Origin of the sequence: Modestobacter sp. VKM Ac-2983 (assembly GCF_026967885.1) — a bacterium.
GTDB lineage: Bacteria > Actinomycetota > Actinomycetes > Mycobacteriales > Geodermatophilaceae > Modestobacter.
The window spans coordinates 308894-333844 of the sequence record NZ_JAPVBK010000003.1 but is presented as its reverse complement, the minus strand read 5'-3'; the positions used below and the strand labels follow the sequence as shown (position 1 = coordinate 333844).

Annotated in this window: 23 protein-coding genes; 10 read left to right on the top strand and 13 right to left on the bottom strand. The window is 73.9% G+C overall.

Going from position 1 to position 24951, the window contains the following annotated elements:
• Nucleotides 1-9: 9 nt before the first annotated feature.
• Nucleotides 10-1473 carry an AI-2E family transporter gene (locus O2W18_RS13465; protein ID WP_269188026.1) on the top strand — a complete coding sequence of 488 codons (1464 nt, stop codon included), beginning with the start codon at nt 10-12 and terminating at the stop codon, nt 1471-1473.
• Between the two features lie 138 nt (nt 1474-1611).
• On the opposite strand, the gene purD is transcribed toward O2W18_RS13465, so the two are convergent.
• Complete coding sequence (purD, locus tag O2W18_RS13460) at nt 1612-2865, bottom strand: phosphoribosylamine--glycine ligase (protein WP_269188025.1); 1254 nt, start codon at nt 2863-2865, stop codon at nt 1612-1614.
• A 290-nt stretch (nt 2866-3155) separates the two neighbouring features.
• Here purD and O2W18_RS13455 point away from each other — a divergent pair, with 290 nt between their 5' ends.
• Nucleotides 3156-4202: a glycerophosphodiester phosphodiesterase family protein gene (locus tag O2W18_RS13455; RefSeq protein WP_269188024.1), complete on the top strand. Its 1047-nt coding sequence runs from the start codon at nt 3156-3158 to the stop codon at nt 4200-4202.
• Between the two features lie 71 nt (nt 4203-4273).
• Nucleotides 4274-4441 (top strand): hypothetical protein, encoded by a 168-nt coding sequence (locus tag O2W18_RS13450; protein WP_269188023.1) that lies wholly within the window; start codon nt 4274-4276, stop codon nt 4439-4441.
• Between the two features lie 229 nt (nt 4442-4670).
• On the opposite strand, the gene O2W18_RS13445 is transcribed toward O2W18_RS13450, so the two are convergent.
• Nucleotides 4671-5957 carry an adenylosuccinate synthase gene (locus O2W18_RS13445; RefSeq protein ID WP_269188022.1) on the bottom strand — a complete coding sequence of 429 codons (1287 nt, stop codon included), beginning with the start codon at nt 5955-5957 and terminating at the stop codon, nt 4671-4673.
• Between the two features lie 76 nt (nt 5958-6033).
• Here O2W18_RS13445 and O2W18_RS13440 point away from each other — a divergent pair, with 76 nt between their 5' ends.
• From O2W18_RS13440 to O2W18_RS13430, 3 genes are all read left to right on the top strand, one after another.
• The gene (locus O2W18_RS13440; protein ID WP_269188021.1) at nt 6034-6651 is read left to right on the top strand and encodes a hypothetical protein; all 618 of its coding nucleotides are present in this window, start codon (nt 6034-6036) and stop codon (nt 6649-6651) included.
• 97 nt (nt 6652-6748) lie between these two features.
• Nucleotides 6749-7849: an ABC transporter permease gene (locus O2W18_RS13435; RefSeq protein ID WP_269188020.1), complete on the top strand. Its 1101-nt coding sequence runs from the start codon at nt 6749-6751 to the stop codon at nt 7847-7849.
• Nucleotides 7846-8667: an ATP-binding cassette domain-containing protein gene (locus O2W18_RS13430; RefSeq protein WP_269188019.1), complete on the top strand. Its 822-nt coding sequence runs from the start codon at nt 7846-7848 to the stop codon at nt 8665-8667. Before O2W18_RS13435 ends, O2W18_RS13430 begins: the two co-directional genes overlap by 4 nt.
• A gap of 79 nt (nt 8668-8746) precedes the next feature.
• Here the strand turns inward: O2W18_RS13430 and O2W18_RS13425 are convergent, their stop codons facing one another.
• From O2W18_RS13425 to O2W18_RS13395, 7 genes are all read right to left on the bottom strand, one after another.
• The gene (locus O2W18_RS13425) at nt 8747-8890 is read right to left on the bottom strand and encodes a GPGG-motif small membrane protein (protein ID WP_269188018.1); all 144 of its coding nucleotides are present in this window, start codon (nt 8888-8890) and stop codon (nt 8747-8749) included.
• A gap of 216 nt (nt 8891-9106) precedes the next feature.
• Nucleotides 9107-9514: a DUF3151 domain-containing protein gene (locus O2W18_RS13420; RefSeq protein WP_269188017.1), complete on the bottom strand. Its 408-nt coding sequence runs from the start codon at nt 9512-9514 to the stop codon at nt 9107-9109.
• A gap of 3 nt (nt 9515-9517) precedes the next feature.
• Nucleotides 9518-10552 (bottom strand): class II fructose-bisphosphate aldolase, encoded by a 1035-nt coding sequence (fbaA, locus tag O2W18_RS13415; RefSeq protein WP_269188016.1) that lies wholly within the window; start codon nt 10550-10552, stop codon nt 9518-9520.
• Nucleotides 10553-10639: 87 nt separating this feature from the next.
• Nucleotides 10640-12001, bottom strand: coding sequence for an FAD-dependent oxidoreductase (locus O2W18_RS13410; RefSeq protein WP_269188015.1), 1362 nt, complete (start codon nt 11999-12001; stop codon nt 10640-10642).
• Between the two features lie 28 nt (nt 12002-12029).
• Nucleotides 12030-13466 carry an FAD-binding oxidoreductase gene (locus O2W18_RS13405; protein WP_269188014.1) on the bottom strand — a complete coding sequence of 479 codons (1437 nt, stop codon included), beginning with the start codon at nt 13464-13466 and terminating at the stop codon, nt 12030-12032.
• Between the two features lie 57 nt (nt 13467-13523).
• Nucleotides 13524-14081, bottom strand: coding sequence for an orotate phosphoribosyltransferase (pyrE, locus tag O2W18_RS13400; RefSeq protein ID WP_269188013.1), 558 nt, complete (start codon nt 14079-14081; stop codon nt 13524-13526).
• A 68-nt stretch (nt 14082-14149) separates the two neighbouring features.
• The gene (locus O2W18_RS13395) at nt 14150-14836 is read right to left on the bottom strand and encodes a fasciclin domain-containing protein (RefSeq protein ID WP_269188012.1); all 687 of its coding nucleotides are present in this window, start codon (nt 14834-14836) and stop codon (nt 14150-14152) included.
• A gap of 126 nt (nt 14837-14962) precedes the next feature.
• On the opposite strand from O2W18_RS13395, the gene O2W18_RS13390 reads away from it, so the two are divergent.
• Nucleotides 14963-15436 (top strand): hypothetical protein, encoded by a 474-nt coding sequence (locus tag O2W18_RS13390; protein WP_269188011.1) that lies wholly within the window; start codon nt 14963-14965, stop codon nt 15434-15436.
• Between the two features lie 6 nt (nt 15437-15442).
• On the opposite strand, the gene O2W18_RS13385 is transcribed toward O2W18_RS13390, so the two are convergent.
• Complete coding sequence (locus tag O2W18_RS13385) at nt 15443-16063, bottom strand: DUF6264 family protein (protein WP_269188010.1); 621 nt, start codon at nt 16061-16063, stop codon at nt 15443-15445.
• A 168-nt stretch (nt 16064-16231) separates the two neighbouring features.
• On the opposite strand from O2W18_RS13385, the gene O2W18_RS13380 reads away from it, so the two are divergent.
• Entirely contained in the window at nt 16232-16771 is a 540-nt protein-coding gene (locus O2W18_RS13380; RefSeq protein WP_269188009.1) for a DUF4190 domain-containing protein, read from the top strand.
• A gap of 46 nt (nt 16772-16817) precedes the next feature.
• Here O2W18_RS13380 and clpB read toward each other — a convergent pair whose 3' ends face one another.
• Complete coding sequence (gene clpB, locus O2W18_RS13375; RefSeq protein WP_269188008.1) at nt 16818-19490, bottom strand: ATP-dependent chaperone ClpB; 2673 nt, start codon at nt 19488-19490, stop codon at nt 16818-16820.
• A gap of 195 nt (nt 19491-19685) precedes the next feature.
• Here clpB and O2W18_RS13370 point away from each other — a divergent pair, with 195 nt between their 5' ends.
• Complete coding sequence (locus O2W18_RS13370; RefSeq protein WP_269170295.1) at nt 19686-20147, top strand: MarR family winged helix-turn-helix transcriptional regulator; 462 nt, start codon at nt 19686-19688, stop codon at nt 20145-20147.
• Nucleotides 20148-20284: 137 nt separating this feature from the next.
• Nucleotides 20285-20719, top strand: a complete 435-nt coding sequence (locus O2W18_RS13365; protein WP_269188007.1) for an OsmC family protein — start codon at nt 20285-20287, stop codon at nt 20717-20719.
• A gap of 103 nt (nt 20720-20822) precedes the next feature.
• Here the strand turns inward: O2W18_RS13365 and O2W18_RS13360 are convergent, their stop codons facing one another.
• Entirely contained in the window at nt 20823-23735 is a 2913-nt protein-coding gene (locus O2W18_RS13360; protein WP_269188006.1) for an FAD-binding and (Fe-S)-binding domain-containing protein, read from the bottom strand.
• Nucleotides 23732-24904, bottom strand: a complete 1173-nt coding sequence (locus O2W18_RS13355; RefSeq protein ID WP_269188005.1) for a pyridoxal-phosphate-dependent aminotransferase family protein — start codon at nt 24902-24904, stop codon at nt 23732-23734. The genes O2W18_RS13360 and O2W18_RS13355 overlap by 4 nt, the downstream gene beginning before the upstream one ends.
• Nucleotides 24905-24951: the final 47 nt, after the last annotated feature.

The window sequence follows — 24951 nt, the reverse complement described above, 5'->3', positions numbered from 1 at the left end:
GAGGACTCGATGTTGCAGCGGGCCAGACGCGTGGTCCACCGGGCGCGGGAGCGCATCCGGGCCGCCGCCGAGCACGATCCGCACGCCTGGCCCGACGGCACCGTGTTGGTCCTGGAGGACGGCAGCCGCGCCGTCGTCGACCACGTCGAGGAGCCGCACCACGGCGACGGCCACCACGGCGACGGCCATCACGCCACCAGCGCGCCCCGCCACGACGCTGCCCCGCTCGCCCCCGGCAGCCCGCACCCCGATGCCCCGGACGTCGACGTCCCCGGCGGGGTCAGCGGCCCCCCGGCACCCGGAGGTGCCCCGCCGGCGCCCGGCCGGGAGCGCGCCCGGGGCAGCCTGCTGGCGCCGGAGGCCCGGCTCCGGGCCGCCGAGCGGGACGTCCCCAACGGGCTGCGGATCGCCGCGGCCTGGTCGTGGCGGACGGTGGCCGTGGTCGCTGCGCTGTACCTGCTGCTGCGCGCGGCCGGCTACGTCGCCGTCGTCATCGTGCCGGTCATCGTGGCGCTGCTGCTGGCCGCGCTGCTCCAGCCGGGCGCGGCCTCCCTGCGGCGCAGCGGCTGGCCGACCTCCCTGGCCGCGCTGACGATGCTCGTCGTCGGCGTGGGCGTGGTCGCCGGGATCGTGACCCTCGTGGTCGAGGAGTTCGTCGCCGGCTACGCCGACCTCGTGTCCCAGGTCGACGAGGGGCTCACCCAGGTGCAGGACTCCATCACGCGCACCTTCCCGGTCACCGACGGCCAGATCACCGATGCGCTCGAGAGCGCCAGCCAGGCCATCGCCGACAACCAGGACCTGCTCACCTCCGGCGCGCTGACCACGGCCGCCACCGTCGGTGAGGTGCTCACCGGCGTGGTGCTGACCCTGTTCACCCTCTTCTTCTTCCTCCTCGACGGCCGCCCGATCTGGCTGTGGGTGGTCGGGCTGACGCCGGTGAACTCGCAGGCCTATCTGGACGAGGCGGCCCGGCGGTCCTGGCGCACGCTGATCTCCTACGTGCGGGCCACCGTCGGGGTCGCCGCCTTCGACGCCGTCTTCATCGGCATCGGCCTGGTCTTCCTCGGGACGCCGCTGGTCGTGCCGCTCGCCGCGCTGGTGTTCCTCGGCGCGTTCATCCCGATCATCGGGTCGTTCCTCGCCGGCACGGTGTCGGTGCTGGTCACCCTGGTCGCCGTCGGGCCGGTCCGGGCGCTGATCGCCCTGGGGATCATCGTGCTGATCATGCAACTGGAGAGCCACGTGCTGCAGCCGTTGCTGCTGGGCCGCGCGGTCTCGGTGCACCCGCTGGCCGTCGTCCTCGGCATCGCCGCCGGTCTGCTGATCGGCGGGGTCTTCGGCGCGCTGATCGCCGTCCCGGTCATCGCCTGCGGCAACGTGGCGGGCACCTACCTGTCCCGGCGGCACGAGGGCCCCCGGCCCCCGCAACCGGACACCCGCCGCGCCCGCCGACCGGTCACCGCCCGCTGACGCCTGCGGGCCGGCGCGGCTCGACCACTGCTGAGCCGGGTCGACCCGCCCGGGGTGGCGTGGGGCCGCGGCAGCGCGCGGCTCAACCCCTGCCGGCCCGGGTCGACCCGCACGCGCGGAGGGCGGCCGGCTGGTCGCTCAGACGGTGATGCGGCCCTCGACGGCGGCCAGGGCGATGTCGGTGCGCCAGTGCGCGCCGGCCAGCCGGACCGAGGCCAGCCGCTCGTAGACGGTCTGCCGCGCTGCGGCCAGGTCGTCGCCGACCGCGGTGACCGAGAGCACCCGACCACCGGCCGAGTGCACCAGGCCGTCGGCACCCAGCGCCGTCCCGGCGTGCAGCACGCCCTCGCCGTCGGCGCCGGTGATCGGGTCGCCGACGCGCGGCCGCTCGGGGTAGCCCGAGGCGGCGACGACGACGGTGACCGCCGCCCCGTCCCGCCAGCGCAGCGGCGGGTGGCCGGCCAACGTGCCGGTGGCCGCGGCGTACAGTAGCCCGGCCAGCGGGGTCTCCAGCAGTGGCAGCACGACCTGGGTCTCCGGGTCGCCGAACCGGGCGTTGAACTCCACCACCCGCACGCCGCGCGAGGTCAGCGCCAGCCCGGCGTAGAGCAGGCCGCTGAACGGCTCCCCGCGGCGCGCCATCTCGTCGATCGTGGGCTGCAGGACGGTGGCGCGGACCTCCTCGACCAGGCCCGCGGGCGCCCAGGGCAGCGGGGCGTAGGCGCCCATGCCGCCGGTGTTCGGGCCGGCGTCCCCGTCGTCGCGGCGCTTGTGGTCCTGGGCGGGCAGCAGCGGCACCACCGTCGTCCCGTCCGACAGCGCGAACAGCGACACCTCCGGGCCGTCGAGGAACTCCTCGATGAGCACCGAGTGCCCGGCACCCAGGACGGCCTGCCCGTGCGCGACGGCGGCCGCACGGTCGGTGGTGACCAGCACGCCCTTGCCGGCCGCCAGCCCGTCGTCCTTGACGACGTAGGGAGCGCCCGCCTCGTCCAGCGCGGTCTCCAGCTCAGCTGCGCCACCGACGGCCCAGAACTGCGCCGTCGGCACCCCGGCGGCGGTCATCACGTGCTTGGCGAACGCCTTGGACCCCTCGATCTGGGCGGCCTGCGCGGAGGGGCCGAAGCAGGCGATGCCGGCCTCGCGCACCGCGTCGGCGGCGCCGGCGACCAGGGGCACCTCCGGGCCGACCACGACCAGGTCGGCCTGCCACTCGACGGCGAGAGCGCCGACCGCCGCCGGGTCGGCGGCGTCGAGCGGGAACGCCTGGGCGAGGGTGACGGTGCCGGCGTTCCCTGGCGCGCAGGCGAGCGCCGTGACGGCGGGGTCGGACTGCAGAGCCACGCACAGGGCGTGCTCCCGGGCACCGGAGCCGATCACGAGGACGCGCACCGGGCGAACCTACCCACCGCCCCCACCGCGGCAGAAATGGCCATTCCTGCCGCGCCGGGTCAGCGGGCGCGCCGCTGGCGGCGGTGCGCACGGTGAGCAGGCCCGGTAGACCCGGGCCGCCTCGCCGTCGTCAGCGGCCGCGGGGGCCGGCGCGTCCCGGCGTCTGGCCACTGAGAGATCACTCACAGGGGTCATGTGAGTCTCCAGGTGAGCGCCCTGTCCCCCGATTCGTCCCCATGAAGTCGGCGCGCGTTCAGACCCCGGACAGGGAACTGGGTTTCCCTGGAGCCATGCAGGAGACCGGCCTGAAGGCCGTTCACTCGCCCCGCCGAGAGCGCTCACCGCGCATCATCGGGCATCGCGGTGCACCCAGCTACCGGCCCGAGCACACCGTGGCCAGCTACGAGCTGGCGATCGACCTCGGTGCCGACCTGATCGAGCCCGACGTCGTGGTCACCCGCGACGGCCAGCTCGTGGCCCGCCACGAGAACGAGCTGTCCCGGTCGACCGACGTGGCCCAGCACCCGGAGTTCGCCGACCGCCGCCGCACCCAGGAGGTGGACGGCGAGGAGCTGACCGGCTGGTTCAGCGAGGACTTCACCCTCGCCGAGCTGCGCACCCTGCGCGCGGTCGAGCGGCTGCCCGGGATGCGGCCGATGAACACCGCCTACGACGGCCGGTTCGGCGTCCTCACCCTGGCCGAGGTGGTCGAGGTGGCCCGCCGCCGGTCCACCCCCGGCCACCAGGTGCGCGTGCAGGCGGAGCTGAAGTGCCCGTCCTGGTTCGCCGCGCAGGGGCTGCCGATGACCGAGCTGGTCGCCGCGGAACTGCGCCGGCTGGACGCCGCGCGGGTCGACGGCTCCGTCGTCGTCATGGCGTTCGAGCAGCAGGCGCTGCGCGAGCTGCGGACCGACCTCGGCAGCAACGGCCCCCGGCTGGTGCAGCTGATCGAGGAGGAGGGCATGCAGGACGCCCTGGTCACCCCGGCCGGCCTGCGCGAGGTCTCCACCTACGCCGACGGGATCGCCCCGCACAAGGGCCGGATCCTGCTGCACGGCGCCGACGGCGGCCTGGTCGGCGTCTCGGACCTGATCAGCCAGGCGCACCGGGCGGGCCTCACCGTCGAGCCGTGGACGCTGCGGCCGGAGAACGTCTTCCTCCCCAGCCACCTGCGCCGCGGTGGCGACCCCCTCGGTCTGGGCGACGCCCAGACCGAGGCCCGGCTGCTCTTCGCCCTCGGGGTCGACAGCGTGATCACCGACGCCCCGGAGACCGCCCACCGGGCCCGGGCCGAGCTCTCCGCCGCCGCCATGGCCCCGGTGCGCCCCCGGGTCTGACCGGCCGCGCCCGCTCAGCGGGCCGGACGCGATCGATGGCGGCGGCGATCATGCGCTGGTTGACTCGCGGCATGACGTCGATCCCGGAGCCGGACCCGCCCATCGACCCGGACCAGCCCGCGCCGGACGACGCCGGGGAGCTCATGCCCGACACCCCCGACACGCTGCCGCCCGCCCCGATCGAGTCGACGCCCGACGATCCCGGCGGCGACCCCGGCAGCGTCCCCGAGCCCGCCTGAGACCAGCCACGCAACGGGCCAGGCCGGAACGGGGTCGAGAGCTTCGACAGCGCACACCGGGGACGGCTCGCGGTGAGCCGACCCCGGAACGCGACCGCTGGGTCGCCGCGAGGCGACTGTGGGATGAGGTCGCGGGGGCCGGAGGCTCCCCGACCTCATCCCACGAGACGGCTCATCGCACCCGGGGACGCCCCCTGGCCGCGTTGCGGCCCGGAGGGTCGCGATCCACTCAGATCAAGTCGTGCAGGACCACGTTCTCGTCCCGCCCGGGACCCACGCCGATGACGCTGACCCGGGCGCCGGAGAGCTCCTCGAGCCGGCGCACGTAGGCCTGCGCGTTGGCCGGCAGGTCCTCGAAACGGCGGCAGGCGGTGATGTCCTCGAACCAGCCGGGCATCTCCTCGTAGATCGGCTTCGCGTGGTGGAAGTCGGTCTGCGTCATCGGCATCTCGTCGTGCCGCACGCCGTCGACGTCGTAGGCGACGCAGATCGGCACCGTCTCCAGCCCGGAGAGGACGTCGAGCTTGGTGAGGAAGTAGTCGGTGATGCCGTTGACCCGGCTGGCGTAGCGGGCGACGACGGCGTCGAACCAGCCGCAGCGCCGGTCCCGGCCGGTGGTCACGCCGACCTCGCCGCCGTGCTTGCGGAGGTACTCGCCCCACTGGTCGTGCAGTTCGGTGGGGAACGGGCCGGAGCCGACACGGGTCGTGTAGGCCTTCAGGATGCCGATGACCCGCTCGATCCGGGTGGGGCCGACGCCGGCGCCGACGGCCGCACCGCCGGCGGTCGGGTTGGACGACGTCACGAACGGATAGGTGCCGTGGTCGACGTCCAGCAGGGTGCCCTGTGAGCCCTCCAGCAGCACCCACTCCCCGGCGTCCAGCGCCTTGCCCAGCAGCAGCCGGGTGTCGACGATCCGGTGCTTCAGCTGCTCGGCGTACGCCGAGTACTCCTCGACCACCTCGTCGACGTCGATGGCCTTGCGGTTGTAGACCTTGACCAGGATCTGGTTCTTCTCCTGCAGCGTGCCCTCGAGCTTCTGCCGCAGGATCGACAGGTCGAGCAGGTCCTGCACCCGGATGCCGTTGCGGGCGACCTTGTCGCCGTAGGCGGGGCCGATGCCGCGGCCGGTGGTGCCGATCTTGCGCTGGCCGAGGAAGCGCTCGGTGACCCGGTCCAGGGCGCGGTGGTGCGGCATGATCAGGTGCGCGTCGGAGGAGATCACCAGGCGCGAGGTGTCCACCCCGCGCTCCTCCAGGCCGGCGAGCTCACCGATGAGCACCTCGGGGTCGATGACCACGCCGTTGCCGATGACCGGCGTGCAGCCCGGGGTGAGGATCCCGCTGGGGATCAGGTGCAGCGCGTACTTCTCGCCGTCGGGCGTGATCACGGTGTGCCCGGCGTTGTTGCCGCCCTGGTAGCGGACGACGTACGGGACGCGGCCGCCCAGCAGGTCGGTCGCCTTGCCCTTGCCCTCGTCGCCCCACTGGGCGCCGATCAGCACGACTGCCGGCATCGGGGGGTTCTCCTCGTTCGTCGCGTCTGCCCAAGACACCGGCGGTTCCCGGCTGGCCAGGTGGCAGGGTATCGGCATGCCCACGACCCAGCTCGACCTGCGCGGCCTGGCGGCGGTCCAACCGCCGTCGCGCCGGCACGTCGCCTCGGTGGTGGACGGCGCCGATGCGGTGCACGTGCTGGGCCCGGTGCCTGCGCTCTCCGCCGCGCTGACCCGGTTGTGGAAGACCGAGCGGCTGCCCGCGGTGCCGGTGAGCTGGCAGCCCGCCGACGACCCGGCGTCCACCGGTCTGGCCCGTTCGCTGGGCGTCGGCACCGGGGTCGAGCGCGAGCTGCCGCTGGTCCGGGACGACCACGGCGGGGTGCTGCTGCACACCGGCCTGGTGACCGCGCACGGCGCGCCCCGCCGGGCGCTGGCCCGCCGGTTCGGCGCCCGCGCGTACTGCGACGAACACCAGGTCGCCGACGGTTCGATCACCCGGATCGACGTGCGACCGGACTGGACGGCGGTGGACCGGATCAGCGTGGCCGTGGTGACCCTGCCGCTGCGCCCGGTGCGCCGAGCGCACGGTCGGGCCCTGCAGATGGCCTCGGACCCGGCTCAGGTCAGCCGGGACGGCGTGCCCTTCGACCGCCAGGTCACGAAGTGGACCTGGTACGCCGACGACCGGGTGCGCTGGCGCCTGCGCCCCTGACGGGCGACGGCGCCTGCGCCTTGACGGGCGACGGTCCGGCCGCCGGCGATCGTGGACACTGGGGTCTCCGCCCCGCTCGAGGAGGTCTCGCGTCGCCGTGCCACCCCTCCACCCCTTCTCGGCCGCGCCGCCGTCGACCAGCGAGCGACTGCCCGGCTTCGGCCCGGTGACGCCCGCCGTCCCCCGCTCGGCCGGTCGCCGGGTGCTGGACCGGCTGCTCGCCCGCCCCGGCGTGGGCGCGCTGTTCGGGGTGCTGGTGCTCGCCGTCTTCTTCGGGCTGCAGGCACCGGAGCTGATCAGCTCCGGCGGCCTGGCCACCGTGCTGGACATCGCCGCCCCGCTGGGGATCGGCGGTGTCGCGGTCGCGCTGCTGCTGGTCGCCGGCCAGTTCGACCTGTCGATCGGGGTCGTCGCGGTGGGCAGCAGCCTGGTCACCGCCCTGCTCGTGACCCAGCTGGGCCTCGGCGTCTGGCCGGCCCTGCTGGTGTCCCTGCTCGCCGCCCTGCTGGTCGGGGCGGCCAACGGGCTGCTCGTGGTGACCACCGGGTTGCCCAGCTTCCTGGTGACGCTGGCGACCTTCCTCGTACTGCAGGGCGCCTCGCTCGCCGGGGCAGCCGCGATCGCGGGCTCCTCGCGGGTCACCGGCCTGGCGGACGCGCCGGGCTGGGAGTCGGCGCTGGCGGTGTTCGGGGCCACCGCGCAGCTGGGTGACGGACGGTTCCGCATCTCGCTGCTGTGGTGGGTGCTGGCCACCCTGCTGACCACCTGGCTGCTGTGGCGCACCCGCTTCGGCAACGCCGTCTTCGCCAGCGGCGGCGCCAGCCGGGCGGCCCAGGAGCTCGGCGTCCCGGTGGCGCGCACCACGGTCCTGCTGTTCCTCGGCACCGCCGCCGCCGGCTGGCTGATCGGCACGCTGGCCCTGGTCCGGCTCGGTGGCGTACAGGTCGACCCGGCGCTGGGCGACGAGATCGAGTTCATCGTGGTGGCGGTGATCGGCGGCTGCCTGCTCACCGGCGGGTACGGCTCGACCGTGGGCGCGGCGCTGGGGGCGCTGCTCTACGCCGTGGCCCGGGAGGGCCTCTCGCTGGCCGACTGGGACCCGCGCTGGTTCCAGGCCTTCCTCGGCCTCTTGCTGCTGGTCGCGTTGCTGGTCAACGGCGTGGTCCGCCGGCGGCTGCGCACGGTGCCCCGCTCGTGAGCACGGCTTCCCACCTGTCCGCGCACGGCTCCCCGGCGCCGGTGCTGGAGCTGCGGGGGGTGACGGTGCGCTTCGGCAGCGTGCCGGCGCTGTCCCGGGTGTCGCTGGCCCTGCGGGCCGGTGAGGTGGTCTGCGTGCTCGGGGAGAACGGCTCGGGCAAGTCGACGCTGGTCGCCGTCCTCTCCGGCCTGCAGCAGCCGGCCGAGGGCGAGCTGCTGGTCGACGGCCGGCCGGAGCGATTCCGGTCCCCGCAGCGGGCCCGCGCCTGCGGCATCGCCACGGTCTGGCAGGACCTGGCGATCGCGCCGTTGATGTCGGTGTGGCGGAACTTCTTCCTGGGCGCCGAACCGACCCGCGGGATGTGGCCGTTGCGGCGGCTGGACGTCGGGCGGGCCGAGGAGATCACCGCCCGGGCGATGGCCCGGGTGGGCGTCCCGGGGCTCGACCCCGGCCAGGCCGCGAGCGCGCTGCAGGCCGGGGAGCGGCAGAGCCTGGCGATCGCCCGGGCCCTGCACTTCGGCGCTCGAGTGCTGGTCATCGACGAGCCGACCGCGCCGATGACGGTGGCCCAGCGGGCGCTGGTGCTGCAGTCGGTGGTGGCCGCCCGCGACGCGGGGCTCGCCGTGCTGTTCGTGACCCACAGCCCGCAGCACGCCCACCTCGTCGGCGACCGCTTCCTGCTGCTCGGCGGGGGCCGGGTGGCCGGTGACCTGACCCGCGAGGACGTCGACGTGCACGACCTCACCCGGCTGGTCGCCGGCGGGGACGAGCTCTCCCGGCTCAGCGACTCACTCCGGGCCGCCGAACACGACCGCTGAGCGGCCCGGGGCGGCAGCATCCTGTGGTCCCTGACTCCCCCGGTGAGGCCGAGCGGGCTCTCGGCCCCACCGGGGCAGCTCAGGTGAAGACGCTGACGCCTCCGGGGCCGACCAGCAGCCCGAGGACGATCAACACGATCCCCCAGATGATCTGCTTGCGGACGACCGCGACGATCCCGGCGACGACCAGGACGACGGCGAGGATCCAGAGCAACGTGGCCATGGCCTGCCTCTCTTCTCGAGGCGGCGCCCCGTGGCGCCGACTGGATCTTGACGCTAACGAGACCGCCGGTTCTCGGCATCAGGACGATCATGATCCGTATCTCGGCCCGGGCGCCTCGCCACTGGCCGCGCCGACTGAGCAGTTGCGGTCGCCGACTCGCGCGGACACGCCGCGGGTAACGACCGGAACTGCTCAGTCAGCACCGGGGTGCTGGGGTCAGGGCGCCAGCGTGGGGTCGCAGTCGCGCAGCAGCTGGGTGCAGCGCTCCTGCTCGTCGACCTCGCCGATCCGCCCGGCTGCCGTGGCCAGCACGGTGACGCAGCGCAGGAACCCGCGGTTCGGCTCGTGCGACCACGGCACGGGGCCGTAGCCCTTCCAGCCGTTGCGGCGCAGCGCGTCCAGCCCGCGGTGGTACCCGGTGCGGGCGTAGGCGTAGGCCTCGATGGTCCGGCCGGCCTCCAGTGCGGTCTCGGCCAGGGCGGCCCAGGCGGCGCTGGAGGTGGGGTGCCCGGCGGCGACCTCGGCCGGGTCGGCGCCGGCGGCCAGCGCGTCGTCGGCCTCGGGGATGCCCGGCAGCAGGGTGGCCGCCGGCTCGCCCAGCAGGTTGCGGTGTCCGTGGGTCATGGCTCAGCCCGCCTGCGACTGGCCGGCGGAGAGCAGGTGCTCGCAGGCCTCCACGATCCGGTCGGCCATGCTCACCTCGGCCAGCTTCATGTAGGTGCGCGGGTCGTAGGTCTTCTTCACGCCGACCTCGCCGTCGACCTTGAGGACGCCGTCGTAGTTGCTGAACATGTGACCGGCGATCGCCCGGGTCAGCGCGTACTGGGTGTCGGTGTCGACGTTCATCTTCACCACGCCGTAGGACAGCGCCTCGCGGATCTCCTCGAGCGCAGAGCCCGAACCGCCGTGGAACACCAGGTTGAACGGCTTGGCGCCCTCGCCGAGACCGAACTGCTCGGCGACGACCGCCTGGCCGCGGCTGAGCACGTCAGGGCGGAGCTTGACGTTGCCCGGCTTGTAGACCCCGTGCACGTTCCCGAAGGTCGCCGCGAGCAGGTAGACGCCCTTCTCCCCGAGCCCGAGGGCCTCGGCGGTGCGGACGAAGTCACCGTCAGCGGTGTAGAGCTTCTCGTTGATCTCGTGGGCGACGCCGTCCTCCTCGCCCCCGACGACGCCGATCTCCACCTCGAGCACGATCTTGGCCGCGGCGCACTTCTCGATGAGCTCCTGGCCGATCTCCAGGTTCTCGGTCAGCTCGATGGCCGAGCCGTCCCACATGTGCGACTGGAACAGCGGCTCCTGGCCGGCGTCGACCCGCTCCTGGGAGACGGCGATCAGCGGGCGGACGTAGCTGTCCAGCTTGTCCTTGGGGCAGTGGTCGGTGTGCAGCGCGACGTTGACCGGGTACTTCGCGGCGACCACGTGGGCGAACTCGGCCAGCGCCACCGCACCGGTCACCATGTCCTTGACCCGGGTGCCCGAGCCGAACTCCGCACCCCCGGTGGAGAACTGGATGATCCCGTCACTGCCGGCGTCGGCGAAGCCGCGCAGCGCGGCGTTGACCGTCTCGGACGAGGTGCAGTTGATCGCCGGGTAGGCGAACCCGCCCTCCTTCGCCCGGGTGATCATGTCGGCGTAGACCTCGGGGGTGGCGATGGGCATGCGGTGCTCTCCTGACGTCGGGACCGGCTGCTCTGCTCGCGGTCAGTATCGCGCCGGGTGGTCAGCGGTGGGGCGCCCGGGCCCCGGTCAGCCCTGCTCGATGCGGCTGACGGCGCGGGCGGCGACCACCACCGGGTCGTAGGTCGGTGAGAACGGCGGGGCGTAGGAGAGGTCGCTGCCGGCCAGCTCCTCGGCGGTCATCCCCGCCCAGATCGCCGTGGCCAGCACGTCGATCCGCTTCCCCGACCCCGGTCCGCCGACCACCTGCGCACCGAGCAGCTGCCCGGAGCCGGCCTCGGTGACCAGCTTGACCGCGATCTGCTCCGCGCCCGGGAAGTAGCCGGCCCGGGTGGTCGCCTCGATGACGTCGGTGCGGTAGGCGAACCCGGCGTCCTCGGCCTGGGTGGTGCACAGCCCGGTCCGCCCGATCTCCAGCTCCCCCACCTTGGTCACCGCCGTGCCGAGCACCCCGGCGAAGCGGGCCGGCCGGCCACCGATCACCGATCCGGCGACCCGGCCCTGCTTGTTGGCGTGCGTGCCCAGCGCGACGTGCGCGACCTCGCCGGTGACCCGGTGGAACGTCTGCGCGCAGTCGCCGGCGGCGAACACCTCCGGGTGGTCCCGGCAGCGCTGGCTCCGGTCGACCTCGACCGCCCCGGTCGGCCCGATCGCCAGCCCGGCCTCGGCGGCCAGCCGCGCCTCTGGGCCCATGCCCAGCCCGAGGACGATGAGGTCGGCGGGGTAGCTGCCGACGTCGGTGCGCACCCCGCAGGCCCGGCCGTCGGCGTCGAGGAGCACCTCCCGGACCGCCTGGTCGGCGTGCACCGTCATGCCCATCTCGGCCAGGCCGGCGAGGACCCGCTCTCCCATGTCGGCGTCCAGCAGCTGCATCGGCAGCGGGTCGGCCAGGACGACGGTGACCTCCAGCCCCCGGCACTGCAGGGCCTCGGCCATCTCCAGCCCGATGTAGCCACCACCGAGGACCAGCCCGCGTCGCGGCCGGTCGGTGGGCAGCCGGTCGATCGCCGCCCGGACCGCCGCGCCGTCGTCCAGCCGGTGCACGCCGAACACCCCCGGGGCGTCCAGGCCGGGGATCGGGGGCCGGGTGGGCCGCCCCCCGGTGGCCACGACCAGCCGGTCGTAGCCGAACCGCGCGCCCCCGCGGGCGTGCACCTCACCGGCGTCCAGGTCGATCGCCTCGGCCCGCGTGCCGATGTGCACGGTGATGTCGGCGGCGGCGAACTGTGCCGGCGTCCGGGCGATCAGGTCGTCCCGGTCGCTCACCTGCCCGGCGACCCAGTAGGGGATGCCGCAGGCGGAGTAGGAGACGACGTCGCTCTGCTCCAGGACGACGATCTCCAGCTCGGCCGCCGTGCGCAGGCGCCGGGCCTGGGCGGCCGCCGACATCCCGGCCGCGTCGCCGCCGACCACCACCAATCGCTCGGTCATGCCCCGCAGCCTCCCACCGCCGGTCGCCTCAGGCGCCGATGAGACCCGAGACGGCGGCCAGGTCGCCGGCGGCGGCCCGACGGAACATCTTCCCGGGGTTCAGGAGCCCCGCCGGGTCGAGCGCGTGCTTGATCGCCTGGTGGACGGAGAGGGACACCGGTCCGATCTCCCGCTCCAGCCAGTCGGCCTTGATCGTGCCGACGCCGTGCTCGCCGGTGATGGTGCCGCCGAGGGACAGCCCGAGCTCCAGGATGGCGTCGAAGGCGGCGTAGGCCCGGGTGCACTGGTCGGGGTCGGTGCCGTCGAAGACGACGGTCGGGTGCATGTTGCCGTCGCCGGCGTGCCCGACGACCCCGATCACCAGCCCGGCGGTGGCGGCGATGGCGTCGCAGCCGTCGATGAAGGTGGCCACCCGGGACCGCGGGACGGCGACGTCGTCGAGCAGCAGGCTGCTGCCCAGCCGCTCCAGCGCCGGCAGCGCCATCCGCCGGGCGGTCATCAGCAGATCCCCCTCGGCCGGGTCGTCGGTGGAGTGCACGAAGTCGGCGCCGGCCTCCTCGCACAGCCGGGTCAGTGCGGCGATCTCGGCGAGGGCCACGTCGCCGCCGCTGTCGGACTGGGCCAGCAGCAGCGCCGCCGCGTCGCGGTCCAGGTCGGCCTTCATCAGGTCGTCGACCGCGCGGATGCAGGTGCGGTCCATCACCTCGAGCATGCTCGGCACCAGACCGCTGGTGACCACCCGCTCGACCACCTGGCCGGTCTGCGCGCTGGTGCCGAAGCTGGCGACCAGGGTGACCGGCGGCTGCGGGGCGGGGCGCAGCGCCAGCGTCGCCTCGGTGATCACGCCCAGCGTTCCCTCGGAACCGACGAACAGCCGGGCGAGGTCGTAGCCGGCGACGCCCTTCACCGTGCGCCGCCCGGTGCGCAGCACCCGGCCGTCGGCGAGCACGACCTCCAGGCCCAGCACGTAGTCGGTGGTGACCCCGTACTTCACGCAGCACAGCCCGCCGGAGTTCATCGCCAGGTTGCCGCCGAGGGTGCACCAGTCGTAGCTGGCCGGGTCCGGTGGGTAGAACAGCCCGTGCCCCCGGACGGCGTCGCGCAGCGTCTTGTTCACCACGCCGGCCTGGACGACGGCGAGCCGGTCGGCCGGCGCGACCTCCAGGACGGCGTCCATCCGGGTCAGCGCCAGGGTGATGCACCCGTCGACCGCGTTGGCCGCGCCGACCAGCCCCGAGCCCGCGCCCCGCGGCACCACGGGGACCCCGTGCCGGCTGGCCAGCCGCAGCACCGCCGACACCTCCTCGGTGCTGCGCGGCAGCGCCACCGCGGCCGGCAGCCCGGCCTCGGCGAGCATCGCCTGGTCGCGCGCGTAGGCGGCGGTGACGTCGGGATCGGTGAGCACGCTGTCCGGGCCCAGGGCGTCCTGGAGCTCGCGGACCCACGTCGTCGTGAGGGCGGTCACCCCGTCACCGTACGGCCCCGGTGGGGCTGCGGCGCCCTCCCGGAGCAGGGCCTCCCGTCAGGACAGGCCGAGGTCGGCGAGCTCGAACGCCGCGCGGTACTCCAGGCCGGCCGCCTCGACGGCCGCGCGGGCGCCGCGGTCGACGATCACGGCCACGCCCAGCACCTCGGCGCCGGCCTCCTGCAGCGCCTCCACGGCGGCGAGCGGGCTGCTCCCCGTGGTCGAGACGTCCTCGACGACCAGCACCGTGCGGCCGGCGACGTCGGGTCCCTCGATCCGCCGCTGCATCCCGTGCGCCTTGGTCGCCTTGCGCACCACGCAGGCGTCCAGGAACCCCTCGCCGCCCGCGGCGGCGTGCAGCATCGCGGTGGCGACCGGGTCGGCGCCCAGGGTCAGCCCGCCGACCACGTCGTAGCGCAGGTCCCTGGTGAGCTGGCGCATCACCCGACCCACCAGCGGGGCGGCCTCGTGGTGCAGCGTCACCCGGCGCAGGTCGATGTACCAGTCGGCCTCCTGACCGGAGGAGAGCGTCACCTTCCCGTGCACGACGGCGAGGTCGACGACGAGCTCGAGCAGCCGGTCGCGGTCGGGATGGGCCGGAGCAGGGGCGTTCATCCCGCCGACCCTACTGACGCCGGCGGAGCGGGTGTCGGTGTGACCGGGCCCCCTGGGCTCGGCACGGCTCAGCCTGCGGGAGCGAGCACCTGGTCGATGACGTAGACGGTGGCGTTCGCCGTCGGCACGTCCCCGCAGACCACGGTCGCCGGGGCGGCGCCGGCGAGGGTGCCCTCGGCGGCGACGGTCGGCGCGTCGGGGGGCCCGGCCACGGTGATCGGGTCGCCGTTGAGCGTGACGTGCTCGCCGACGAGGTCGGCCGGCGCCAGCCGACCGGGCAGCACGTGGTGGGTCAGCAGCGAGGTCAGCCGCGGGCCGTCGGCGAGCAGTGCGGGCAGCGCGTCGGGGCCCAGGGCGTCGAAGGCGGCGTTCGTCGGCGCCAGCACGGTGACGTCCTCGCGGGTGTTCAGCACGTCGACCAGGTTGGCCGCGCCCACGGCCGCAGTGAGGGTGCTCAGCTGCGGATTGGCGCCCACCACCGCGCTCACCGGCTGGGCTGCCAGGTCCGCCGGCGCGCCGCCGGCCGCGGCGGGGAAGACCAGCTCGCACCCGGGTCCGATCGGTCCGGTGGGCGTCGCGGCCGCCTCCGACGTCGGTGCCGCGCTGGTCTCGGTGGCCGTGGCGCTGGAGGTGGCGCGTGCGGTCGGTTCGTCGTCGGACCCGCTGCAGCCGGCGATCCCGGCCAGGAGGACGGGGACGGCGAGGAGCCCGCCGATCCGGGACGGGGCGACGGCTCGGGTCTGCCGGGGGGCCATCACTGCGGCTGTCCTCCTGGTGTCGGTCACCGGTCCACCACGGTGGTGTGGTGCGCCGGCCGCGCCAGCATCGCATCCGGCGCGGCAGGCGACCGGGGTCCGGCCCCGGCGTGCCACCCTGACGCGGTGAGCAGCAGCCCCACGCCCCCCGCTCCGGCCCGCCCGGAGACCCCCGCCTCGGTCAAGGTCTCGATCGGGGTGCTGGCCGCCCTGGCCCTGCTGCTCCTGCTGAACGCGCTGCTCACCTTCGCCGTCCGGGAGACCGTGATCGACACCCTCGCCGAGGCGCAGCCGGGTTCACCGCGCTCGGATGCCGAGCGGGCCGTGCTGCTGAACCTGACCCAGGCCGTCGTGTTCGGGGTGCTGGCCGCCGTCTCCGCGCTGTTCCTGGCCCGCGGGCGGGCGTGGGCGCGGTGGACCGGGCTGGCCGTCAGCGTGCCGTTGGGGCTGCTGACCCTCGGCGCGACCTTCCTGACCGGCGGTGTGGCGGCGTCGTCGCTGCTGGTGCTGGTGCTCTGTGCGGCCGCCGGGACCAGCCTGCTGGCCCGGACGACGACCGCGTGGGCCTCGTCCGGCCCACGCAGCCACTCCTCCCGCTGACCGGGGTCAGAAGCGCTTCCGGCGCTGGGCCTCGGCGCGGTACCAGTCGTTGGACGGCTTGAGCGCCAGCAACACGATGCCGGCCAGCGTCAGCATCAGCTGCAGAGCGACCAGGAAGCCACCGGTCCCCATCGTGCCGGTCAGCCCCGCCAGCACGCTCAGCCCGCCGAGGACCCAGAGCACGATGCGGGCCCAGTTGTGGCCCTGCCAGGCGAACCAGAGCACGGCGAGGAACGCCGCGATGAACAGCAGGCTGATGACGAAGCCGACCGTGGCGGCCGTGGAGACCTGCTCGTCGGTCAGGCCGCCGACCTCGGCCAGCTCGGCCCGGTACCCCTCCAGGTCGGTGAAGAGCAGGACGGTGCCGAGCGCGTTGAGCAGCGTGTTGACCAGGAAGGCGGCGATGCCGGCCTTGACGGTGGCGGGCCGCTCGGTGGGTGCACCGACCTCTCCGCCGGGATGCCCGGCCGGTGCCGCGGGATAGGACGACTGCTCCGAGCCGTCCTGCTGCCACGGGGGCCGGCCGCCGTACTGGCGGCTCCCCTGCCCGTACTCGGGTGGCGTGCCCTCCGGCGGCGGCTGCTGCCCGTACCCGCCCTGGTGAGGGTCCTGCGGTCCTGACGTCATGACAGCTCCTCGGGTGACTCGCGCGGGTGGACGTCCTCGATCGTCGCGCATCCGTACCCCGCCGGCAGCGGATCTGGCACGGTCCCGCCGCACGGGGCACCCCTCCGGACGCCCCTCGGCGGGCCGCCGTGGGTGCTGCCGCCTCGCCGACGCCTTACGCTCGGGAGGGTGACGACGCCCCCAGCACCGCCGCCCGACCCCTCCCGTCCCGGCGACGACCGCCCGGGGCAGGGCGGTGCTCATGGCTACGGCCAACCCGGACCCTCCGCCTACGGTGAGCCCGCCGCCTACGGTCAGGCGGCCGCGTACGGGCAGCCGATCCAGTACGGCCAGCCGGACCCGTACGGGCAGCAGCAGGGCGGGTACGGCGCACCCCAGAAGTCCAACGGACTCGGGATCGCCTCCCTGGTCCTGGGCATCCTGTCCCTGCCGGGGGCCTTCTTCCTCGGCGTCCCCGGCATCGTGCTGGGGCTGCTGGCGATCATCCTGGGCATCGTCGCGCTGCGCCGGGTCAAGGCCCGGCGGGCCGACAACCGGGGCATGCCGATCGGCGGGATCGTGACCGGGGCCATCGGCCTGGTGCTCGGGGCGATCATCCTGGCCGCGGCGGTGTTCTTCGTGACCACCGCCGAGACGTGCATCGACGACTTCAGCCAGACCGGCGACCAGGTCGCCTACGAGCAGTGCCTCCAGGACGCCACGAGCTGACCCGGAGCGGACCGTGCCCGCCGTCGCCGACGGCGGGCACGGCGCCTCACTCGCCGGCGCCGGGACCGAGCGCCCGCGGGGCCGGTTCCGTCGCCGGACCGGGCTCGGCGGTCGGCTCCCCGGGCATCGGCCCCCGGGTGACGGTGAGCCCGGCGTCGCCGTCGGCCACGTCCGCCGCCCAGTCGACGACGACGTCGTCGCCGTCGCGGATCTCCCCGGCGAGCAGGGCCCGGGCGAGCTGGTCACCGATCGCCGACTGCACCAGCCGGCGCAGCGGCCGGGCCCCGTAGACGGGATCGAAGCCGTTCAAGGCCAGCCACTCCCGGGCGGCGTCGGTCACCCGCAGGGAGAGCCGGCGCGCGGCCAGCCGGCGGGCGAGCACCTCGACCTGGATGTCGACGATCCCGACCAGCTCCTCGGAGCCGAGCGCTCGGAACGTGACCACGTCGTCCAGCCGGTTGAGGAACTCCGGCTTGAAGTGCGACCGCACCACGTCCTGCACGGCCTGCCGCTTCTGCGCGTCGGGGATCGACTGGTCGGCGATCACCTGCGACCCGAGGTTCGACGTCAGGACCAGGATCGTGCTGCGGAAGTCGACCGTGCGGCCCTGCCCGTCGGTGAGCCGGCCGTCGTCGAGGACCTGCAGCAGCACGTCGAAGACGTCGGGGTGGGCCTTCTCCACCTCGTCGAGCAGCACGACCGTGTACGGGCGGCGCCGCACCGCCTCGGTGAGCTGACCGCCGGCCTCGTAGCCGACGTACCCGGGCGGCGAGCCGACCAGCCGGGACACCGAGTGCTTCTCCGAGTACTCGCTCATGTCGATCCGGACCATCGCCCGCTCGTCGTCGAACAGGAACTCCGCCAGCGCCTTGGCCAGCTCCGTCTTGCCGACGCCGGTGGGGCCGAGGAACAGGAAGGAGCCGGTCGGCCGGTCCGGGTCGGCGACGCCGGACCGCGCCCGGCGGACGGCGTCGGAGACGGCCCGGACGGCTTCGGGCTGGCCGACGACCCGATGAGCGAGCTCCTCCTCCATCCGGAGCAGCTTCTGCGTCTCGCCCTCCAGCAGCCGACCGGCCGGGATCCCGGTCCAGGCCTGCACGACCTCGGCGATGTCGTCGGCGCCGACCTCCTCCTTCAGCATCGAGTCGCTGGCCGCGACCGACGCCTCGGCCTCGGACAGCGCCCGCTCCAGGGCGGGCATGCGGCCGTAGCGCAGCTCGGCGACCCGCGCCAGGTCGCCGTCCCGCTCGGCGCGTTCGGCCTCCAGCCGCACCCCCTCCAGCTCCTCCTTGGTGTGCTGGATCCGGTCGATCGCCGTCTTGTCCTGCTGCCAGCGCGCGGTCAGCTCGCCCAGCGCCTCCCGACGGTCGGCGAGCTCCGAGCGCAGCGTCTCCAGCCGCTGGAGGGACGCCGGGTCGTCCTCCTTGGCCAGCGCCATCTCCTCGATCTCCAGCCGGCGCACGACCCGCTCGACCTCGTCGACCTCGACCGGCCGGCTGTCGATCTCCATCCGGAGCCGGCTGGCGGCCTCGTCGACGAGGTCGATCGCCTTGTCCGGGAGGAAGCGGGCGGTGACGTAGCGGTCGGACAGGGTCGCGGCCGCGACGATGGCCCCGTCGGTGATCCGCACCCCGTGGTGCACCTCGTAGCGCTCCTTGAGGCCACGCAGGATCCCGATGGTGTCCTCGACCGACGGCTCCCCGACGTAGACCTGCTGGAACCTGCGCTCCAGCGCCGGGTCCTTCTCGATGTGCTCGCGGAACTCGTCGAGCGTCGTCGCACCGACCATCCGCAGCTCACCACGGGCGAGCATCGGCTTGATCATGTTGCCGGCGTCCATCGCCGAGTCACCGCTGGCGCCGGCGCCGACGATGGTGTGCAGCTCGTCGATGAAGGTGACGACCTGCCCCTCGGCCTCGGTGATCTCCTGGAGGACGGCCTTGAGCCGCTCCTCGAACTCACCGCGGTACTTCGCCCCGGCCACCATGGCGCTGAGGTCCAGCGCCATCAGCCGCTTGCCCTTGAGGCTCTCCGGCACGTCGCCGGCGACGATCCGCTGGGCCAGGCCCTCGACGATCGCGGTCTTCCCGACGCCGGGCTCACCGATCAGGACGGGGTTGTTCTTGGTGCGCCGGGAGAGCACCTGCACCACCCGGCGGATCTCCGTGTCCCGGCCGATGACCGGGTCCATCCGGCCCTCGCGGGCGCGGGCGGTCAGGTCCACGGCGTACTTCTCCAGCGCCTGGAACGTGCTCTCCGGGTCGGGGCTGGTGACCTTGCGGTTGCCCCGGACCGTGCGGAACGCCGCGACCAGGGCGTCACGCGTGGCACCGGCACCGGTCAGGACGGCGCCTGCCTCGCCCTCGGTGGTGGCCAGGCCGACCAGCAGGTGCTCGGTGGAGACGTACTCGTCGCCGAGCGCACTGGCCTGCTCGCCGGCGGCGTTGATCGCCCGGAGCAGCTCCCGGGACGGCGCGGGGGCGGCCACGGTGGAGCCGCTGACGCTCGGCATCCGGCGCACCGCGGCGTCGGCCTTGGCCCGGACGTCGGCCGGGTCGGCGCCGGTGGCCTGCAGGAGCGGGCCGGCGATGCCGTCGGTCTGCTCGAGCAGGGCGACCAGCAGGTGCAGGGGCTCGAGGGCCGCCTGGCCCCGGTCGACCGCCAGCCGCTGAGCGGCGGCGACGGCCTCCTGCGAACGGGTGGTGAGCTTGCTCTGCATGGCGGGTCGGTCTGTCCTCTCCTGCGACACGGACGGTTCGTGTGGTGGAACGGAGCAGGACTTGAGTCTGTTCCACTCAACCTGGCGGCGTCCAGGGCGGCACGGAGCACCCCTGCGGCCTTCGACCCTGGCAGAAAACGCGGCGAGATGGGCCACACGGCTGCCTACAGCCGGATCGCGCCCTACTCTTGCCCCATGACAGACACCCCGTCGCCGAGCGTCGCTCTCGACGATCAGCTCTGTTTCGCGCTCTACGCGGCCTCACGTGCGGTCACCGCCCGGTACCGCCCCATGCTGGACGAGCTCGGGGTCACCTATCCCCAGTACCTCGTCCTCATGCTGCTGTGGGAGGAGGACGGGCAGAGCGTCGGGCAGCTGGGCACCCGCCTGGCACTCGACTCCGGCACCCTTTCCCCCCTGCTCAAGCGGCTCACCGCTGCAGGGCTGGTGACCCGGCACCGCCGTGCCGACGACGAGCGGTCGGTCTCCGTCCGGCTGACCGACGCCGGCCGGGCGCTGCAGGGCCCGGCCTGCTCGATCTCCGCGGAGATGATCGACGCCCTGGCCCTGAACCAGAGCCAGTTCGACGAGTTGAAGGCCCAGCTGCGGCTCATCACCGAGCGGGTGGCCGAGACCCGCGCGATCGCCCCCGTCTGAAGAAGGACCCCGCTGCCGGGCCGGCCGCGTCCGGTGGCGGGAACACCGCCGGCCGGGAACGGTTGACCCCGTCAGAACCGGTGTCCGGCCGCGACGCAGCCCTGCGTCGCGGCCGTCACCGACGAGGAGGAGGTCCGATGCCCACCCGTACCGCACGCACTGCCTGGAACGGCTCTCTGCAGGAGGGCTCCGGCCAGGTCGAGCTCTCCAGCTCGAAGGTCGGCACGTTCGACGTCAGCTTCCCCAAGCGGGCCGCTGACGAGGCCGGGGGCACCACCAGCCCCGAGGAGCTCATCGCCGCCGCCCACTCGTCCTGCTACGCCATGGCGCTGTCCAGCGAGATCGGCAAGGCCGGCGGCACGACGCAGTCCCTCGAGGTGAACGCGGAGGTGACCCTCGGCCAGCAGGACGGCGCCCCGACGATCACCGGGATCGCGCTGACCGTGCGCGGCGAGGTCGACGGGCTCGACGCCGCCGGCTTCGACAAGGCGGCCCAGGCCGCCAAGGCCGGCTGCCCGGTGAGCAAGGCGCTGGCCGCCGTGGACATCACCCTGGACGCCAGCCTCCTCTGATCGAGGAGCCCCTGCCGCACCTCGCAGGGGCCTGGACCGCACGAGGCCCGTCTCCCTTGATGGGGAGACGGGCCTCTGCACGTCCCGAGCCGGCTGCCTGCGGTCAGGTCGACAGCGCCTCCAGGACCAGCTCCGCCGGGTGCCAGGCGGTGCGCTGGGTGCCGTGGAAGATCTGCTGGCGGCAGGAGACACCGGTCGCGGCGATGACCGCGTCGGGCGCGGCGGCCCGGACGGCGGGGAACAGCCGGTCCTCCCCCACCTGCAGGGACACGTCGTAGTGCTCGGACTCGAAGCCGAACGACCCGGCCATGCCGCAGCAGCCGGCGTCCAGCTCCTGCACGGTGACCCCGGGGATCCGCGACAGCAGCGCCACGGTGGCCGCCGTCCCGGCCTCGGCCTTCTGGTGGCAGTGGCCGTGGAAGACCACGGTCCGCCCGGCCAGCCAGCTGTCCTCGCGCAGCCGCAGGCGACCGGCGTCGATCGCCTCGACCAGCAGCTCCTCGGGCAGCTTCACCCGGGCCGCGACGTCCCGGACGTTCGGGTCGTCGGGCAGCAGCTCCACGTGCTCGGCGCGCAGCGTGAGGATGCAGGAGGGCTCGCAGCCCACGATCGGCGAGCCCGGCTCGGAGCCCTCACAGAGGTTCGCCGCCAGCTTCTGCGCCTTGCCCCGGGCGTCGTCCAGCAGGCCCTTGGAGATGCTCGCGCGGCCGCAGCAGCCCTTGCTCTCCAGCCGCACCGGGTGCCCGGCCGCCTCCAGCAGCCGCACCACGGCCTGGCCGATGCCCGGCTCGGTGTAGCTGGTGAACGAGTCGGCCAGCATCGTGACGGGCTGCTGGGTCAGCGCCGCCGGCGCCTCGTGCCGCTTGAACCAGCGCATCAGGGTGGTCCGGTGGAAGACCGGCAGGTCCCGCTGCCGGGCGATGCCCAGCCGTGCGTCCATGAGTGCCCGCAGCGGCTTGATCCGGCCGGGCAGGTTCGACAGCGGCGCGGTGGCCGAGCCCAGCCGGTTGAGCGTCCGGATCGCCCCGAAGGCCCGCGACCGCAGCGGGGTGCCGTGCACGTCGTGCTTGGCCGCCAGCGCCTCGCTCTTCATCGCCGAGACGTCGACGCCGAGCGGGCACTCGCTCTTGCAGGCCTTGCACATCAGGCACAGGTCGAGCACCTCGTGCAGCCGCTCGTCCGCCAGCGCGGTGTGCGGATCGCCCTCGCTGAGCGCCTTGACCAGCGCACCGGCGCGGCCACGGGTGGAGTGCTCCTCCATCCGGGTGGCGATGTAGGACGGGCACATCGCCCCGGTCGTGGACTTGCGGCACAGGCCGATGTTCATGCAGCGGTCGGCGGCGCCGAACATCCCACCGACGACGTCGAACTGCAGGCGGGTGCGCAGCGGACCGGGCTGCGGCGGGTTCTCGTCCCGCAGGTGCTCGGTCATCGCCGGGGAGTCGACGATCTTGCCGGGGTTCAGCGTGCCCTGCGGGTCGAAGATCCCCTTGACCTGGCGCATCGCCTCGTAGAGGTCGTCGCCGAAGAGCTCGCGGTTGAACTCGCTGCGGGCCAGCCCGTCGCCGTGCTCGCTGGAGTTCACCCCGCCGTACTCGCGCACCAGGTCCTTGACCTCGACGGCGACCGAGCGCATCACCTCGACCTGCCCCGGCTGGGAGAGGTCGACGAACGGGCGGATGTGCAGACAGCCGACCGAGCAGTGGCCGTAGAACCCCGCCTCGAGCCCGTGCCGGTCCAGCACGTCGCGGAAGCGGGCGGTGTACGCGGCCAGGTGCTTGGGGTCGACGGCGGTGTCCTCGACGAACGCGAGCGGCCTGCGGGCGCCGACCGAGTTGGCCATCAGCAGGCCCAGGGCGGACTTGCGGACCTTGAGCAGAGCGCCCTGCTGGGCCGGGGTGACCGCCCGCAGGGTGTGGTAGCCGTGGCCGTTGCGCTCCCACAGCTCGATGAGGGAGTCCATCGACTCGACCAGCTGCGCCTCGTCGTCCCCGGTGAAGGAGACGAACAGCAGCGCCTCCGGGTCGCCCTGCAGGATCTTGCCCAGCCCGGCGTACTCGATCTTCTGCCGGGAGAGGTCCAGGATCGTGCGGTCCAGCAGCTCCACCTGTGCCGGGTCGACCGAGAGCGCGTCCTCGGTGGCGTTGATCGCCGCCTGCACGGTCTCGAAGTGACCCACCGCGAAGACCTGCTTCGACGGCTTGGGCACCAACCCGACCCGGGCGGCGGTGATGATCGCCAGGGTGCCCTCGGAGCCGACCAGGAACTTGGCCAGGTCGAAGGGCTGCCCCTCGGCCAGCCGGTCCAGCCGATAGCCACCGGCCCGCCGCCAGAACGACGGGAACCCGGTGGCGATCGCCTCCGCGTTCGCGGCGACCAGCTCGGGCAGCCGGCGGTAGATCTCCGCCTCCAGCGTGTCGCCCTGGGCGCGGCGGGCGCGCTCGGCCTCGTCGACGACCCCGAAGGTGGCCGTCGACCCGTCGGCCAGCACGACGTCGACCTCCTGGACGTGGTCGATCGTCATGCCGAAGCGGACCGAACCACTGCCGGCGGAGTTGTTGCCGATCATCCCGCCGATGGTGGCGCGGTTGGACGTCGAGGTGTCCGGCCCGAACATCAGGCCGGCGTCGGCGGCGGCCCGGTTGAGGTCGTCCTGCACGACACCCGGCTCGACCCGGGCGGTGCGCGCCTCCGGGTCCAGCTCGGTGATCCGGTGCATGTGCCGGGAGAGGTCGAGCACCAGCCCCGGGCCGACGGTCTGCCCGGCCAGGCTGGTGCCCGCGCCGCGGGCGAGCACCGGGATGCCGGCCTCGCGGGCCAGCCGGACGGCGGCGACCACGTCGGCGGTGTGCGCCGGGTAGGCGACCCCGACCGGCGTCATCGTGTACATCGAGGCGTCCTGGCTGAAGATGTGCCGGGTGTAGTCGTCGAACGCGACCTCGCCGTCCAGCGCCCGGGTCAGCTCCTGCTCCAGGTCCGCCACCCCCACGCGGGGGCGCTCCGGGGCCGCTGTCATGCCTGCTGCAGGCGCTCGAGGGCGGCCTGGATGCCGTTCGGGTCGATGTCCACGCCGCTGCGGACCAGGCCCATCTGCACGCCACCCAGCGTGCCCACCAGGGTCAGGTCGTTGAAGTGGCCCAGGTGCCCGATCCGGAACACCTTGTCGGCGAGCTTGCCCAGCCCGGCGCCCAGCGACATGTCGTACTCCCGCAGGATCGTCGCCCGGACGGCGTCGGCGCCGCCGTCCGGCATGTAGATCGCGGTCAGCGAGCCGGAGTACTCGCGCTCGTCGAGGGCCAGCACCTCCAGGCCCCAGCCGCGCACGGCCGCCCGGGTGGCCTCGGCGTGCCGGGTGTGCCGGGCGTAGACGTTGGCCAGGCCCTCGTCGTCCAGCATCTCCAGTGCGACCTTCAGCGCGTACAGCAGGTTCGTCGCCGGCGTGTACGGGAAGAAGCCGCGCTCGTTGGCGGCCAGGATCGGCTGCCAGTCCCAGAACGACCGGGGCAGGCCTGCGGTCTTCGACGCCTGCAGCGCCTTCTCGCTGACCGCGTTGAAGCTCAGCCCCGGCGGGAGCATGAGCCCCTTCTGCGACCCGGCGACGGTGACGTCGACGCCCCACTCGTCGTGCCGGTAGTCGATGCTGCCCAGCGAGGAGATGGTGTCGACCAGCAGCAGGGCGGGGTGCTCGGCGGCGTCGATGGCCTGTCGCACCTCGGCGACCCGGCTGGTCACGCCCGTGGAGGTCTCGTTGTGGACCACCATGACGGCCTTGATCTCGTGCCCGGTGTCGGCGGCGAGCCGCTCCTGGGCCGCGGCCGGGTCGGCGCCGTGCCGCCAGTCGCCGGCCACGAACTCGACCTCGAGGCCCAGCTTGGTGGCCATCTCCTGCCAGAGGGTGGCGAAGTGGCCGGTCTCGAAGGCCAGCACCTTGTCCCCGGGCGAGAGCGTGTTGGTGAGCGCCGCCTCCCAGGCGCCGGTGCCCGACGCGGGGTAGATGACGACCGGCTGGGTGGTGCCGAAGACGGGCTTGACGGCCTCGAGGACCTCCAGGCCCAGGGCGGCGAACTCCGGGCCGCGGTGGTCGATGGTCGGGGCGGCCATCGCCCGCAGCACCCGGTCGGGCACGTTGGTCGGCCCCGGGATCTGCAGGAAGTGGCGCCCGCCGGTCGTCGTCGTCACTGACATGCCCGTGCCTCCATGAGTTTCTCGTCCGGACCGCCGGCTCGTCGCCG